Annotated in this window: 9 protein-coding genes; all 9 read right to left on the reverse strand. The window is 41.6% G+C overall.

Translation table 11 applies throughout. The annotated features are described in order from the left end of the window. Window positions 1-258: 258 nt before the first annotated feature. The gene (gene atpC / locus G5B43_RS04145; RefSeq protein WP_165293469.1) at window positions 259-507 is read right to left on the reverse strand and encodes an ATP synthase F1 subunit epsilon; all 249 of its coding nucleotides are present in this window, start codon (window positions 505-507) and stop codon (window positions 259-261) included. A gap of 13 nt (window positions 508-520) precedes the next feature. Further along, complete coding sequence (gene atpD, locus G5B43_RS04150; RefSeq protein ID WP_165293470.1) at window positions 521-2,023, reverse strand: F0F1 ATP synthase subunit beta; 1,503 nt, start codon at window positions 2,021-2,023, stop codon at window positions 521-523. 384 nt (window positions 2,024-2,407) lie between these two features. Beyond that, a complete protein-coding gene (locus G5B43_RS04155; protein ID WP_165293471.1) occupies window positions 2,408-3,817 on the reverse strand; it encodes a calcineurin-like phosphoesterase C-terminal domain-containing protein in 1,410 nt (469 codons plus the stop codon). A 14-nt stretch (window positions 3,818-3,831) separates the two neighbouring features. Next, window positions 3,832-5,295 (reverse strand): SusD/RagB family nutrient-binding outer membrane lipoprotein, encoded by a 1,464-nt coding sequence (locus G5B43_RS04160; protein ID WP_165293472.1) that lies wholly within the window; start codon window positions 5,293-5,295, stop codon window positions 3,832-3,834. A 47-nt stretch (window positions 5,296-5,342) separates the two neighbouring features. Then, entirely contained in the window at window positions 5,343-8,525 is a 3,183-nt protein-coding gene (locus G5B43_RS04165) for a SusC/RagA family TonB-linked outer membrane protein (protein WP_240904747.1), read from the reverse strand. 561 nt (window positions 8,526-9,086) lie between these two features. Further along, window positions 9,087-11,063 (reverse strand): calcineurin-like phosphoesterase C-terminal domain-containing protein, encoded by a 1,977-nt coding sequence (locus G5B43_RS04170; RefSeq protein ID WP_165293473.1) that lies wholly within the window; start codon window positions 11,061-11,063, stop codon window positions 9,087-9,089. A 28-nt stretch (window positions 11,064-11,091) separates the two neighbouring features. Continuing rightward, entirely contained in the window at window positions 11,092-12,360 is a 1,269-nt protein-coding gene (locus tag G5B43_RS04175) for a DUF5689 domain-containing protein (protein WP_165293474.1), read from the reverse strand. Window positions 12,361-12,371: 11 nt separating this feature from the next. Further along, window positions 12,372-13,844 carry a SusD/RagB family nutrient-binding outer membrane lipoprotein gene (locus G5B43_RS04180; RefSeq protein WP_165293475.1) on the reverse strand — a complete coding sequence of 491 codons (1,473 nt, stop codon included), beginning with the start codon at window positions 13,842-13,844 and terminating at the stop codon, window positions 12,372-12,374. 11 nt (window positions 13,845-13,855) lie between these two features. Further along, window positions 13,856-17,107, reverse strand: coding sequence for a SusC/RagA family TonB-linked outer membrane protein (locus tag G5B43_RS04185; protein ID WP_165293476.1), 3,252 nt, complete (start codon window positions 17,105-17,107; stop codon window positions 13,856-13,858). Window positions 17,108-17,356: the final 249 nt, after the last annotated feature.

The following is a 17,356-nucleotide window of genomic DNA, read 5'->3' on the forward strand; positions in this document are numbered from 1 at the left end:
AACAAAGTATTTTGAAAAAGTTTATAATTCTGTCATATTAAAGTTTTCAGAATATTATTTTATTATTGTGTTTTATATTGTTTTTATATTTTTATGTTAATAGACTAGAATTAAAATCGGTATAGACGTTCGAAATTGCTTCGTTGCTAAAAAAGAGTGAAATTCTTCTTAAAATAGACAAAAGTAGGAGGAAAGTTTAAAAAAAATAGCTCGAGGTTTAGACCGCGAGCTATATAATTGTATGTGTTTTTTAAACTATTATTCTTCCGCGATTCCTTCTGCTAGGACAGTAATATTATTGTCTTTAGCTTCTACAACACCACCTTTAATGACGAAAACCGTTTGGCCTTGTGCATCCCGAATAATAACTTTTCCATCTTCTAAAGTAGATACGATGGGAGCGTGGTCCTGCAAAATTTGAAAAGAACCGGCGCTACCAGGTACTGTTACCGCCGTAGCCTCACCTTCGTATGCTAATTTATCGGGAGTAATAATCGTTAATCTCATTCTATCTCATCTATTAAACGGCTTCTGCTAATAATTTTTTACCTTTTTCGATAGCTTCCTCAATGCTACCTACCAAGTTAAATGCCGCTTCTGGATATTCGTCTACCTCACCATCGATAATCATATTGAAGCCTTTGATCGTATCTTTGATGTCAACAAGTACACCTTTTAGACCTGTAAATTGCTCCGCTACGTGGAACGGTTGTGATAGGAAACGTTGTACACGACGCGCGCGGTGAACCGTTAATTTATCTTCTTCTGATAGCTCATCCATACCTAGGATAGCAATAATATCCTGAAGTTCTTTATAGCGTTGCAAAATTTCTTTTACGCGTTGTGCGGTATTGTAGTGTTCGTCACCTAATACTGCTGGGGATAAGATACGAGAAGTGGAATCCAATGGGTCAACCGCAGGGTAGATACCTAATTCGGCAATTTTACGTGACAATACGGTTGTTGCATCTAAGTGGGCGAAAGTTGTCGCTGGCGCAGGGTCAGTTAAGTCATCGGCAGGTACGTATACCGCTTGTACCGATGTAATGGATCCGTTTTTAGTAGAAGTGATACGCTCTTGCATCAAACCCATCTCTGTTGCTAACGTTGGTTGATAACCTACGGCTGAAGGCATACGGCCTAAAAGTGCGGATACTTCAGAACCCGCTTGTGTGAAACGGAAGATATTGTCGATGAAGAAAAGTACATCACGTCCTTGACCCTGTCCATCTCCGTCACGGAAATATTCCGCTACCGTAAGCCCGGATAATGCTACACGAGCACGTGCCCCAGGAGGCTCATTCATCTGACCGAAAACGAAGGTACATTTTGAATCTTTAAGCAGTTCATTGTCTACCTTGTCTAAAGGCCATTCGCCTTTTTCCATGCCTTCCATGAAGTGTTCACCATATTTAATAATGCCTGATTCAAGCATTTCACGCAATAAGTCGTTTCCTTCACGCGTGCGTTCCCCGACACCTGCAAAAACGGAAAGACCACCGTGTCCTTTAGCGATGTTGTTGATCAATTCCTGGATCAATACCGTTTTTCCTACTCCAGCACCACCAAATAAACCGATCTTACCACCTTTTGCATAAGGCTCTAACAAGTCAATAACTTTAATGCCTGTAAATAACACTTCCGTTTCGGTAGAAAGTTCGTCGAATTTTGGAGGTTCGTTGTGGATAGGACGTCCGTTTGTTGTGTCCAAATCTTGGATACCATCGATGGCACCACCAACTACGTTAAATACGCGGCCTTTGATTTCTTCGCCAACAGGCATTTTAATCGGAGCGCCGGTATCAACCACTTTCATTCCACGTACCAAACCTTCGGTTGCATCCATCGCGATAGTACGAACGCGATCCTCACCTAAGTGTTGTTGAACTTCTAGAACAATACGTTGACCGTTGTCTTTTTCAATGTACAAGGCATCGTAAATCTTAGGAAGATTGTCATTGTCGGCGAAGTTGACGTCAACTACTGGGCCGATAATCTGCGCTATTTTACCAATATTGGGCATATTATAGGGACTAAATAATTATTAATCAATTTGTAGTAGATGGTTTCATACATCCACATTTTGGAATGCAAAAATAAACTATATCTTATTAAAAGCAAAACGGTTATTGATAATAATTTTTATTTTCTTTTTTTACCCAAAAAAAGAAACAAAAAAAATCGTCGCTTCGGATATTTGAATAATGTGTAGTGCAAGAAATGAATTTCTACATACTTCAAATATCCGGATGCGACATCTCCTGTTAATTTAGGGATAATGCACATAAATCATAGTTCAGACAATACCCGGATGCGACATTCAGTGTTAAGGGAGGGGAAGTGCAATTCTGTATCGTTCAATTGTACTGTGGGGTATGATGATCATGTTAATTTGCTTCGATATCCGTTAAGTAAGTTGAATATCCTCTGTGTATTCGTTACCAAAACGGTCAGTGACAACAATCTTCACTGTTTTAGCATCGGTTTGTGTGTAAAATAGATGATCTGTGCGTCCGGGTTCTACCCACCCTCTGCGTTCTTTGGGTAGCTCTTTACCTTTATACAGGGCAACAGCCAGTTCATCAAAACCCTTCGTTTGTTCCAATTCACCTTGGGCAATACCATCGGCAAACCAGTTTACTTTCCATGCAGGGTCATAATTCCATACATTTACCATGATGCGGTTCATGCCTCCGCTGAGTTTTTGGACACTGCTACGGAATTGGTAATGGCGATCTTTACCGATCGATTTATAAAACCAACTTAGTGATGTTCCGTTTACTTCAAAGACACCGTATCCACGTGGTGTACCGTCTGTGCAAATGGGGCCTGTCCACCAAGCACCGCATAGCGTAGCGTGCGTGTGTTCGTATATATGTCCGTTAACATGGTTGGCGTTCCGATGGGTATGGCCGGAAAGCACATGTATCTGCTGAAAGCCTTCGAGAAGAGCGTACAGCTCATCCCGATTTTTGATACTGTTATATATAGGAATATGCACACTGATGATCAGTACGTGGTTTTTAGGTACATGTTGCAGATTCTTTTCTAACCAAGAGAGCTGTTCAGTACTGATGTGGCCATCATATTTTTTGATGTTGGTGTAACGGATAGTATCCAATATTACATAATGTGCTTTCCCTCTATTAAAGGAATAATAGGTGGGGCCAAAAAATTCCTTGAATAAGGCTGCGTCATCTGGTTCATCGGCTGTTACTTCCTGTTTATCGTGGTTTCCGATCGTCTGAAAGAAAGGAATATCTACCTTGCCTATCGTTTCTTTGTAATCTTGCCACAATTTTGGTTTATCCCAGATGGAATCCCCCAAACTGATACCGTGAAACCTTTCCTGGGGCATGGAGGTGAGAAATTGTGCTATGTCCGGAAGTGATTCTTCCCTAAATTGCCGGGCGTCTTCCTTATCCCGTATCTGTGGATCGCCTAGGGCGAGGAAATAGTGGTGATCGTCGTTATAGTTCGTTTTTTCAAGTTCAAAATTATACGAGCCACTGTTGGATAATCGATAGATAGCCGCGAAACCATTTACGCTTTTTACGTTATAACCAGATGGATTCGATAAGAAAATATGTTTAGCGTTGTTGTGTAGCTGTAACGTATATCTTCCCCTTCTGTCGCTCACTGCCACATTGTATCCGTCAGATACGACAGCATGAGCGATATTTCTTCGGTGGGCTCTTATGCGTCCTTTGATAAGCTTTCCTCTGTCTTGTGGCGATATAACGGCGAAGGCTTTACCCGAAAGATAAAGTCCACCAATAAGTAGTCCGGATGATTTTAAGAAACTTCTTCTATTCATTTTTATTTTTATGTTTATTTTTCCCACCAGACCTTAGATAATGGAGAATCTCCATGCTCCAATTTATCAACTGCGATTCGGTAGTTCTCCGGATTGGTTATTGGCAGTCTATCATGATACATAAACCGTTTGGGTATTACACCGTCGAGGAGCATATGCTCTGTTTTTGGAAGTACAGGAAAGCCGGTTCTCCGATATTCAAACCACTGCTGGTAGTCGCACATGTACAATGCCAGGTATTTTTGGTTCATAATTCGTTCCAACGTGCCATTAAAGGCAGTTAACGGATTCTCGAAGTATGCGTCGCCCGGCGAAGATATGCCCACCCATTGGGTAATACCTGCTATGGTTCCTTTCTTATACGCTTCTTCCGCCTTATCTAAATCGCCGAAATGTAGATATACCTCGCTTTTTATAAATTCCACTTCGGCATACGACATGATAATTTCATGGATGACCGTTCCGGGAGATCGGGGTACCATAAGGTCAGAGTTGGGAATGCTAGGTGTAAAAGGGAAAGTAGCCGTAGGGGCGTGTGCGGCTGGAATACCTTTATAACCGAGATCTGTCCCGTCTGTAGCCGTGGCCTTACTCATAAAAAACGGTCTTCTCGGATCCCCGTACGCGTTTAGCATGTCCACGAAGAATTCCGCTTTTACTTCGTTGAGGGTATAATCTTGGTGCCTGTTCCACGCATATTCAAAGGGGCTTAGGCCATTGATTTTCAATATAGCGGCTTCTGAATTATTTGTGAAAACAGGATATTTCTCCGGATCTTCGATGATTTCCCTCAGTCGGTTATAGGCGTCCATTTCTGCCCTCTTGCTTGTCCGCAACAACATACGCATCAATAGAGAGTTATTAAACTTTTGCCATTTTTTTGTACTCGTTCCGTAGAGGATATCATTCCCTTCCATCCGGCTGGTATCCGTTTCAGTATATATTTCGTTAGCTTCTTCGAGACCACTTATCAGCGCATTATATATATCTTGCTGTTCATCAAATACGGGTGTAGTAATACCTTCGTCGTACTTCATAGCTTCAGTAAAAGGAATGTCTCCGAATGCGTCAGTCAACATGCCGGCTGTGTATGCTCTTAGTGTTTTGGTAACGGCTTGGTAGATATAGCTGGCAGAATCCGTTGCTGCTAGTTCCATTTCCCGAATGGATCTAAGCCAAGTATAGCCCTTATTCCATGTTCCGTTTCCCGCTGTCGGTGTTATGTCATAGCGATGCACGCCCAAAGCAGTTGCTGGGTAGGGGAGACCAACCTGCATAAGCTGCCAGGTAAAATCGTAGTTTCGATTGCTACTGAACGTGCCCATATCGTAAAGTAGGGGAGCCATTAAACTTCCTGGCGCTATCGTTTCGACGTTGTTGGGGTCGATATTCATATCCTCAAAATGATTGCAGGAGACTACGGTAAGAGACGTTCCAAGCAAGACGGGAAGTATATATGTTTTAATAATGTTTTTCATCACAATAAATTTTTGATAATGTATACTGTTTTACAAGCGGTGTAATCTTATAGCGTTAGGTTTAAGTTGAAACCAAATGTGCGTGGAGTCGGAAGTTGTCCCATTTCGACGCCCGGCATAATAGTTGCACCATTTAAGGATGCCGTTTCGGGATCGAATATAGGAAACTTCGAAATCATCAGAAGTTCACGCCCATACAAAGCAACGGATAAACCGGACAGACGTATTCTTTCTGCAAACGCAGCAGGAAATGTATATTCGAAACGTAATTCTCTAAGTTTCAAGTAAGAAGCATCTAGACTGTTGGTCTCTATATTTGCCCGACGGTAATAGTCTGAATAGAATGAGTTTACCGCGACTTGTTTCGTATTCGGTGAGTAGCTTCCGTCTGCATTTTGCACCACACCATCGCCGATAATATAGCCTTCATCGCGGCCTTTTAAGGTGTGTTTCAATTTTCCTTGTTCGGACATTTTGTGATGTGTTTGTGAATATACGATTCCTCCGTACTGACCATCAATTAGGGCGCTGAGCATAAAGTTTTTATAACGAAACTCGTTGTGGAATCCTCCGCGCCAAGCTGGATAGGCATTGCCTATGTATTTTACGGGTGATCTCAACGAATGTCCCGAACTCGCATCGAAGATTACCTGGCCCTCTTCGTTTCTGACCAAACCAGCACCCCATATGTCACCCGTGCCGCCTCCTTCTACAGCAATGATAGATGCTGTACCGCTCGTCATAATAATTTGTTGCTGCCCTTCGATTTCATCGCTTAATTCCAATATCTTATTATTGTTTTTTGCCCACGTGATTGTCGGTGTCCAACTGAAGTCTCCTCTTACGGGACGACCGGTTAGCATGATTTCTAATCCATTATTCTGGATTTTCCCACCATTGATAAAAGCATAGCTGTATCCCGTTGTGATATCGACAGGTACTTCCAATACTTGGTTGATAGTTGTATTGTGATAATAGTTGACATCCGCAGTTAAGCGATTATTAAACAAGGAGAAATTAATTCCTGATTCAAATGAATTGGAGATTTCCGGTTTCAAATCAGGATTATTTCTCGTGCCCGGAGCGGTTACAGAACCGGGGAAGATGCTCTGACCAAATACCTTGGCTAAACGATAGGCTTCCGTATCGCTTCCTACCTGTGCAAAAGATACCCTCAGTTTGGCGAAGGATACAGCTTGTGGCAAACTAAAGATGTCCGATAACACGAAACTGGTACTGATGGATGGATAAAAATACGAATTATTGCCTTTCGGTAATGTGGAGGACCAATCGTTTCGTGCGGTTAGATCTACAAATATCTTGTCGTCGAACGAGAAGTTAGCTAAACCGTAAAGCCCATTTACCTGTTTTTGCATCTGAAAAGGCTGTACGTATAAATTGTTTTGCGCATTAGATAGTTTAAAGATGCCGGGGCTAATCAGACCAGTTGCTGATGTGCTGGTAGACTTTGCTTCTTCTTTTCGTATGTTACCACCAGCGCCAAGTGTCATCGATATCCTGTCCGTCAATTGTTCACGATAGTTTACCAAGAAATCAGTATTGAGTTCCATCCACATAGCATCCTGCTCTTTATAATAACCTTTTGCAAACTGTGCAGTACTCCACGGACGCTTCATATCCCGAAAGTCCTGACGGTAGTTGAGTCCGCTACGTATCATGGCGTCCCATTTTTCGTTGAATTTATAATTCAATTGAACATTACCATCCATATTGTGGCTTTTTAAGCCGTTGGTCATATCGTAGGCAATAATAAAAGGGTTATCAATGAAGGAGCTAAAGGGATGTATTTGTTGTATCTGTTCCATGCCGGGTTGCCATTTTGGCCTGTAAACGTCGAGGTCAATATTAGGGTTCTGGAATATCATGAAATAAGCAATCGACTGGTTATTATAGCCTGTCGCCGGTAAATTATCGCTGAATTTATTTGTGTAGGAGATTCTGGAAGAAACTGACAGTTTATCTGTCACCTCAAATCTGTTATTAACAGCGGCGACAACACGTTCAAAGCCGGTATTTGGCATGATCCATTCGTTTTTGGTGTGTCCCAAAGAAAACCGTCCTGTGTATTTATCTGTTCCGGCTTCAATGGCAACACTGTTCATGGCGGTGAATCCTGTTCTCCAGAAGCCTTTAATATTGTCCTTGTATGGAACCCAAGGAAGCCGATCAGTAGATTGTTCACCGGTGGTCGGGTCATATTGAAAGTAAGACTGTCCATTAAACTTTGGTCCGAATGCACTCGAGGTGCTACCGGTATTGGGGCCGTCGTCCGATGGTTGATAGGAATAGAATAATTCGCCGTCGGCATTTCGCTGATTAGTGCCTTGTCCATATTCATATTGGTACTCCGGCCAGCGCAAGACATCGTTGAAACTGGTGTTGGAGTTAACGCTGATGCCTAGTCCTTTTCTTGTGGTACCTGATTTAGTTGTTACAATCAATGCGCCATTTCCAGCCCTACTTCCATAAAGGGCTGTTGCTGCGGCACCCTTCAATACAGTGATAGATTCGATATCGTCGGGATTCAGATCACTTAATCCATTTCCGAAATCTACAGGGACGTCAGCTCCACCTACACCGTAGGCGTCGTTAACACCTGAACTGAGTTGACCGTTGACCATCGGGATACCATCAATAACAATCAAAGCCTCGTTATTTCCCGACAAGGAACGATCGCCTCTTAAATTGATACGTGTGGAGTTTATCGGACCTGAGCTGGCTTGTGTCAAATTCAACCCTGCAACCTTTCCTTTCAATCCATCGCTCCAATTATTGCTGACAGCATTTGTTAATTCATCGCCTTTAACGGTTGATACTGCGTAACCTAACCCTTTGGCCTCTCTTTCAATGCCCAATGCCGTTACAACAACTTCCTCCACTTCTCGCGAACTGGTGGTCAACTGTATCGTACGCGCCCCGCCATTATTGATCTGTTCGGAGTGGGAATTATACCCGATTAAAGCGAATGTAACATTTGCCCCCCGGTTTACTTGGATAGAGAAAGCACCCGACTCGTTAGTCGCGCCTAACGACCTTCCCTGGCTAGAGATGGTCACGCCAGATAGCGGTGAACCAGTTTCTTGATCACGAACTGTTCCTTGTACAGTCACTTGTTCTTGATTTTGTTGGCTAATATGCGTTCGTGTAGTATTATTTGCCTCCGCCGGCCCGAAGGGAGTGAATAATAAGAATGCAGTTAACTGTAACATACAATTTCTCCTCGAAATCATATGGAAGCATTTTGCTCTTCCGTAGAGTAAAGTTCTCATCATATTCTTTTTTAGTGATTTAGCTTGATCAGTCTATTAAATATCTGTCCAACTCGGTTTATTGCTGTTTTCGGAAACGAAACCTGATGAAAGGTTCGCGCCTTTCTAATTGAACATGCTATTTAATAGTTTGTTTTAGCAATTGTTTATTATAAGTCGTTTAATGTATCAACATTTAGTATAAAAAATAGATAGCTGTTAAGACAATATTAAAAATAAAAAGTTGCCGGAGCAAATAAAACGTAAATATATATAATAAAACCGTAGCAAAACGAAAGACGTAGGAGAGGATAAAAAAATGAATGTAACAACATCATGATAGAAAATGGATATTTGAACGCTGCAATACTAAGGATGATGTGTTAAATTAATGTTAAACAGAGGTTATTAAAATGTGATGTTATTGATCTATATGTTTGAATAGGGACAAAAAAAAGAGGCTGTCTCACATGTTTGATGGACAGCCTCTTCCAAAGGGATAAGGGTAGTCTTTTTGCACCCTTAGCGCATGGTATAGTTAAATGTTTTAGGTCGTTCCATTGTTTCGGTGTAGACGTTGCCGAACTCATCTTCTACGCTAATTTCTAGCGTAGAAGTTGCACTTGATGCTTTGACTAAGAATAAATGTGCCGTATTTGTGGTAGAGAACGCGCTTGTCGGATCGGCATTGACATTGACACGCTGTAGGTCATAGGAAATAATATGCAACGGATCTTTTTTACGAACACGTGTATAAGGCAATATATTTCCGTTTTCCTTTACTGTAATCTTCCAATTGTCTTGGTATCCCCAAACGTTTACTAACACCTGATTGTCATCTCTTTTGGTGGCATATTCTCCAGCTATTCCAGGAACTTTTTCTTTAAATGTGGCATTTGCATTAGGTGTATGTGCAGCTGCTGTAATATGTACGGTATTTAAATCATACGACCTAAATTGATAATCTTTTTCATAACCAATGCTTTTGTAGTGCCATTGCTGGTTACGTCCCTCGTTTGTCCATACGGCATATCCTCCTGGACTGCCGTCTTTACATATATGGTTGCCGGCGTAACCGTCTCTTCCGGTCCACCACCAAGTTGCGCTTACCGCACCGATATTGTGTTCCGAAACGTTAGAGCCGGTTGGCGTGATACGGTAGTTAATGTGGGAATGCCCTGTCAATACTTTTACGTTGCTAAACCCAGAAAGTACACTAACAAGCTCTGGAGAGTTTTGCATGTAATTGTTGTAATTTCCATTTGCATCGGGGCTCGAGTATAATGGAACATGCATTGCCACTACTACTGGGGTGCTCTTGTCAGTAATCTGGGCTAAATCTTTTTTCAGCCAGTCGATCTGTGCTTGATCAAGAACGCCATCATAGTCTCTTGCCCCGATAGTTCCAGGGATACCGCCGGTATTTTTATACACAACATTGTCCAAGATAACGTAGTGTACCTTTCCTATATTGACGGAGTAATATGTTGGTCCCATAAGGTTACGATAAGGTGCTGCTGCTAGCCAGTCATTGAGGCTGACGTAGGGATCGTAATCGTGGTTTCCTATAACATTATAGACCGGGAAATCTAATTCTTTTACTAAGTTCAGATATTCTGCCAATTTAAAGTTGTTTGCATACCAATAGGCGTCCCACGATTGGTCACCTAATGTTAAGCCATAGAACTTCTTATCTTGATTTTTATAATATTCATACGTTTTATTGATATCCTTAATAAAACCATCTTGGAATTGGGCTATATCATTGTTTCGGTTGGCAAGATGGATGTCCGCAAGAAAAGCAACCGCGTTATTTTCGTTGTTAACAGCTGAAAGTTCAAAGTCTTTTATCTCAGCATCCGAAGTAATTCCGCTGAGGTTTTTGAAAAACTGCGGTATGCCATTCTGGACGGCTACTTCATAATTGGAAGGAACAGAAATAAAGACTTGACCGTTTTTCTTCTGAGAAGACAAATAGTATACACCATTTTCATCCGTTTTAGCCACTTCTATACCGTCTGATACGACCACATTGGCAACACCATTACCAGCACTGAACACTGTCCCCTTGATAGTCATACCCTCCTTATCGGGGATGTCGGTGTTAAATACATGGTTGACATTGGTTTTACCTAAAAGCTGATTGAGTTCACCGCGGCGTATACGAACCTCGTAGTCTCCATCTTTTAATAGGTCGGAATAAGCTAACACAATCTCATCTTCATCGATGTTGGATATACTAAGCTCGATGGTCTCTCCTTGTCCGCTTTTCGGTACAAAGGAGATGATGTCTTCTTCTTCAAACTTCCTGCCTTTGATGCGGATATCTTCGGGCTGGGTCATGGAAATATTGTATACTAATGGGATGTTGATGTGGGTAACCTTAATTTCCGTTATTATTTTATCTTCGATTCCTTGTGCAATGTCATCTTTACACGCTCCCATAACCAAGACGATAAACAAAGATAACAAAGAGAATAATTTGTAGTATTTCATCATTGTAGTATTAACATGAACTATTTATTAATTAATAGCTTTTGAATATAGAAATATCGTCTATACCTAAACGGCCATTGCTAACGGTAGCATTACTACTACCTAACCCCAGTTTGTTAACGCGAAAGCGGACAGGGCCTTCAATATTCATCAAGAAAATGGCTTGCTTGCTATCCATGCTTTGCGTGGTCGTATGGGCGTCAGAAATAGGTTCGCCTACACGAGTCCATGTACTTCCTCCATCTTGTGAGTATTCCAGTTGGAAGGTAGAAGATCTATCGTTCCAGTAAGAGCCGTAGAAAAATGTCACTTTAGAGGCTCCTTCCGGTACGTCAAAGTTCATTTGAAGATATTCGTCGTCAGAGCGATTCTGTTGCATCCGGATAGCATATTTGCCGGACACAATACGGTCACGGCCTGGTGTTTCTCCATAAATTGCCTGATATAGATGCCACTCCCCGGTATGGAATATAACGTTATTATTAATCTCCGGCATGTTGTAGCTGCCTTTCGGCCTGTCTGGACTTTCAAAGGTTTCCGGCCAATTTGGATATATCTTTCCACTTGGATAGGCCATACCCTCATATGTTAACAATCGGAGCTGAATATTGTCATTCTCTTTGTAGGCAATTCCTCTGAACGTTGCGCTAGGTGCAACGGATTCTTCGGCAAATGTGGCCTGCTCAGAGGTGAATAAGTTCACGATATTTTGCTCATTATCGATGAGCGGCTTGTTCCCTTTGATAGGTGTACCGGGAACTGGCTCGTTTTGTAGATCGGCAGTGATTTCGACATAGGTTGACTCGTAATCTTCAAACCTTCTGTTCAGCGCGCCTATGGAAATAGCTCTTGGTTGCACAGGATTATCCCTATTGATAGTAGATATGTTGTTGGCATTTAATCCGTTTAGAACTAGTGAGCTGTTTTTCCGCGAAAGTTTCAATCCTTCCACATTGATTTGAACAGAATCACCGAGCTTGTATTTGGATACATCATCTACTTCCACCAATATTCCTCTTACCTGGTTTCTCCAAGTGTTTTGTACCGCAATATAGCTAGACGGAAAATTGTTGCCTTCATGGTTGGATACTACGAGTGCTTTTGTATATTTTGCATGATCCAATGTCTCTGAGTCTAGAATGACTTCGCTTTCCTTAAAATGATTGCGGACGACATATAGAGATATTTCCTCGTTGTTTTTTCCGAGAGAATAATTGGTGTCCTCCTTTATACAGCCTGAAAGTAGCAGAAGAGAAGAAATCCCGGTATATAGTAATGTTTTAACTGTATGTATTTTCATGATAAAAAAGTTTAGTTTTCAGGTTGCCACCACATTCTGCCATTAATCGTATTTCCACCTATACGTGCAGAAGCTTCATCGTAGTTGATTTTGTTGATTGATTGCGTAATCAACGGATAACTTAATCGAATAGGCATTTTACCATCATTTTCCATTCCTGGTCCTGGATAAAGATCTAAGAATTTCGTTCTACGGTATTCATACCATTGTTGGAAATCTGTAAACAGCATAGCAAAATATTTTTGTAAGTGGATTTTTTTCAGTCGGTCTTCGTCAGAATCTGTCGATAGAAATCCTACTTTTGTGTTCTCGAAATATTCTTCTGGCACCTCTTTTCCCCACATTTCTATAGAGGATTTAACTCCATTGTAGTATAAATCTTGCGCGTCTTGGCTGATATATCCGCGTATTGCGCATTCTGCGAGTATAAGCTGCAGTTCAGCGAAATTCATAATATTACCGAGGCGTGCGTCCGACATGAGTCCTGGGTTTAGCGTAGACTGAGCCTCTGGTGTTGTTCCACGGGGATATCCTGATTGCATACCGGCATATACGCCTAATGTAGCTTCGGTTGCCCAAGTGTCAAGACGCGGGTCACCCAGCTCTTGCATGTTGTTGATAAAGAACTCTGAGTACCCCTTGTTCCCATTGAAATCGATAGGTCTCGCATTTAGGTACGGGTTGAGATACGGCTGTTGATTAGTGAAATATAAAATGGCGGAGTCATCATGGCTTTCCATAATTGGATATTGACTGGATTTAGTCTCTATAATCTGCTTGATTTTGGCAATGGCATCCAGTTCCGTTTTATGGGATACGCGGAGAAGAAGTCTCAGATAAAGTGAGTTTGCAAATTTACGCCATTTAAGCGCATCAGATTTAAAAATAGGATCCATGTCCGCATTGGCAGCTGGAATTTCATCTTCTGTTTCTACATCAAGCAATTCGTTTGCTTGTTCCAATTTTAAAAATAGATCTCTATAGATGTCAACCTGATGGTCGTACACAGGCGTTGTGTTTAATTCTTGATAACCGAGATTACTTTCGAAATAGGGCACATCCCCATACATGTCGGTCAATAAGGAACTCACCCAAACGTCGAGTACTCTCGAAATGCCTTGATATACTTGAAATCCCGGCTGCTGACCTTCGCCGGCTGTTTTATACATGTCCCGGATATTAGTAAGTTCGAGATACCATGATCGCCACATATATTCTGTTTCGGTCGCTCGGACGACGTAACGGTGGAACTCCAAGTTATTGTTTGTGGTAACCGTGACCTGCATCAACTCATTGTTTACACGCAAGTTTCGATTGATATTGGCGGATATTGTTCTATACAGAGATGATCCGAGTAAAGCCTGTGGGGCTACGGTTGCACTTTCATTGGGATTTGTATTTATCTTCACAAAATCCTTAGTACAGCTGCCCAAAGAAACAATGGTAACTGTTGATAATATAATAGATTTCAATTTTGTCTTCATAACCATATTCATTAGAATGCTAGAGATAAGTTTATACCAAAATTACGGGTTGACGGGAATTGGGCGATTTCAGCACCTTTCTCAACACCGCTTGCGTTTAATGACCCAAATTCGGGATCAAAAGCCGGCCATTTGGTAAACATGAACAAATCACGACCGTATAAACCAATGTTGATTCTACTTGCCTTAAAGCGCTTCAATAAATCCTGTGGAAGTGTATAATCTAGGCGTACCTCCCTCAATTTAATAAAATCAGTAGAAAACGTATTGGATTCGATATTGTCTCTGTTAAAATGTCTGCGGTAATAATCCCCGGCAGGGGCGACTTCCGTATTAGCGCTAAAGGAGCCATCTGGATTGACCACTACACCATCGCCTATAATACCATTGTATCTCCCTGGGATACTTTTCTTTAATTTTCCTTCTTCCATGAGCACAGCGTGCGTCAACGAATAGCCTACTCCTCCAAATTGACCATCGAATAGGATGTTCAGGCGGAAATCTTTATAACGAAAGCGGGTTCCTATACCAAATTTCTGCGTGGCATTGGGATTCCCAATATAAATGAGATCCTCAGTGAAGACCGGGAGTCCATTGCTGTAGATGATCTGTCCATCAGGAGCTCTTAAATATCCTAAACCGTACATATCGCCAAAACGGCCTCCTAAACGCGCTTCGACAGTACCTCTACTACCATAAATAGTAGAAAGTACAAGCGGTTTTTCTTCGTCTAAAATAGGTAGTTCCTCGATTTTTGTATCGAAGGTGGTGTAGTTTCCGAAAATAGACCAATCAAAGTTTTCTCTGCGAAGGATCTCTCCGTCCACCTCGATCTCAAGCCCTCTGTTGCTTACTCTACCGCCATTGATAATCTGAGTACGATAGCCTGAAGAAGGATCTATCGGTGTTTCTAAAATCTGATCTACATTAAATGCTTTATAAACTGTTGCATCAAACTTGACCCGATTTCGGAACATCCTGAATTCTGTACCGAGCTCGTATGAGAGTTTTCGTTCAAATTTCAGGTTCTCGTCAGGGATTGCGGTAGGATTACGTGCTCCGCCTGGAAAATCAGTTTCACGGGGGTAAGTATAGCTGTTTAGATAGGGTCTGGTACCTCCGCCACCTACTCCTGCCGCGCTTGCGCGAAGTTTCCATAGACTGATTGATTGAGGTAGTTCAAATGCATCGGAAAGTACGAAGCTGGCGTTTATCGCAGGGTAATAAAAAGGTTTAACGTTTCCTCTTGTCGGAGAAGCTAAGGTACTGGCCCAGTCCATACGCAATGTTCCATCTACAAAAAGCAGGTCTTTGTAGCTGACATTGGCTAATGAGTATAAACTATGTACAGCATACTGTGCTTCATATGGATTGTAGGTAACGGTGACGGCAGAATTTGCAAAATTATATTCGTTTGGCGTGCTCAATATGCGGGTTTGTCCATCTTCTCTGTCGTAGGAGTTTCTGAGGATAGATCCTCCAAAATTTACACCAAATTTGATGTCTTGATGCCTGTTATTGTTATATGTCAATAAAAACTCAGCATTGATCTCTTCACTATATATACCTTGTTCTCTGTAGTATCCTCGAGCATATTTATAGGTGTCGAATGGTCTGGATTGTTTTCGTTGGTCGTACGAGAAATCGATCCCTCCTCGAACCATCAAGTTAAATTCATCATTGAATTTATAGTCCGCCTGTAAGTTTCCGATCAGATGATTTTTTCGTTGCGAATTTATCATATCATAAGACATTGTTCTCGGGTTATCCAAAAGATTGGAGAAAGGTGTGGTCTGTTCGATGCCGTATCGATTAGGCCTCCAGTTGTCTTCAAACCATGCGGCGTCCATACTAGGCGTTATCCCACGGACGAAGTACATATAACTTTGGTTATTATACCCCGCATTCGGTAAGTTGTCAGAACCTCTGTTGTTAAAGTTCAGCTTGGTTGATAGGGAAAATTTATCTGTTAATTGATTGGTTAAGTTCCCTGCAATGGAGTGTCTGTTGTAGCCCATGTTAGGGATAATCCACGAATTGTGTACGTTCGTGTAGGAAAAACGTGCTGACGTTTTCTCTGTCGATCCAGATACACTGATATTATTAGTTGTTGTAAAATCTGCTTGAAAGAGGTCTTTCCGGTTATTTTTATAGGGTTGCCACAGTGTGCGTTCCGGTGGGGCGGTTCTATAGTAATCCGGATGATATTGATAGTACATCTGCCCGTCAAATTTGGGTCCCCAAGCGGATGAGCTGCTATAAGTAGACGATCCGTCCTCCGTCTGCCCGTAAGAATAATAAAGATCCTGCCCGATGTCCCCTTGTCCGTATTCATATTGATAGTCTGGCCAGCGGTTGATCGTTCCGATGGCGGAATTAGAATTAATCGATACGCTGAAACCTTCACCTTGACCTTGTTTCGTGGTAATGATCAACGCGCCATTTTGTCCGCGGTACCCATATAGTGCGGATGCTGCAGGACCTTTTAGGACTGTAATGGATTCAATATCGTCGGGATTGATATCAGCTAGCGATGTTCCAAAATCTACTGGGGAGTCGTCACCTAAATAGTTCGAATGGCCTGTTGTAGACATTCGCTTGCCGGCTTCCATAACAATGCCATCAATGACTATAAGTGCGCTGTTGTCACCAGATAAAGAAGTTTCACCACGTAGTATAATTTCGTTTGACCCTAATGGACCACCATTTGATTTGGTAATGTTCAAGCCAGCCACTTTACCGACTAATGCATCAGACCAGTTGTTGGACATAGCTTCAGTAAGCTGTTCTCCTGAAACGGTACTGACTGAATACCCCAAGGCTTTTTGCTCTCTTTTGATTCCCAATGCTGTCACCACAACCTCCTCCACTTCCTGCATGGCGGATGTTAAACGGACTGTAATTTCTCCTCCAACCGTGACACGTTGTGTATGGGATGTGTAGCCGATACTAGAAAAAGTTACTTCGTTTCCTTGAGTAACCCTAATGGAAAAATTTCCAGAAGCATCGGTTGTACCCAGCGTTCTACCCTGACTGGTAATTGTGACTGATGAAACAGGTTCGTTATTGGTGGCATCTAGTACCTTTCCTTGCAACGTCACTTGTTCTTGATTTTGGTAGCTGATGTGCGTTCGTTCAATATTATTCGCCGCTGCGGAAGCCAATGGGGCGAGCAATAAGAACGCAGACAACCGGAGCATACAATTTCTTTTTGAAGTTCCATGAGGCCGGTCTGCTCTTTGGTAGAGTAAAGTTCTCATCATAGTTGTTGTTTTAATAATTTCTTTAGACTAAGATTATATGTTGGTTCTTGTGTAGTTGTTTATTATGTTTTTTAAACGAAGCTTTATGAAAGTTCTTTATTTTATTGGTTATGTATCTGTTTTCTTCCTTAATAATTTGTTTTCGGTAATTTTTTAGAGCGGTTTGTTTATTGTATTTCAATATATAATCTAAATAATATCGGTTGCCAATACAATATTAAATATTAAAAATCATAAGCGCAAACAAAA

The sequence above is a fragment of the Sphingobacterium sp. SGR-19 genome (genome assembly GCF_011043555.1).
In the GTDB taxonomy this organism is placed as follows: domain Bacteria; phylum Bacteroidota; class Bacteroidia; order Sphingobacteriales; family Sphingobacteriaceae; genus Sphingobacterium.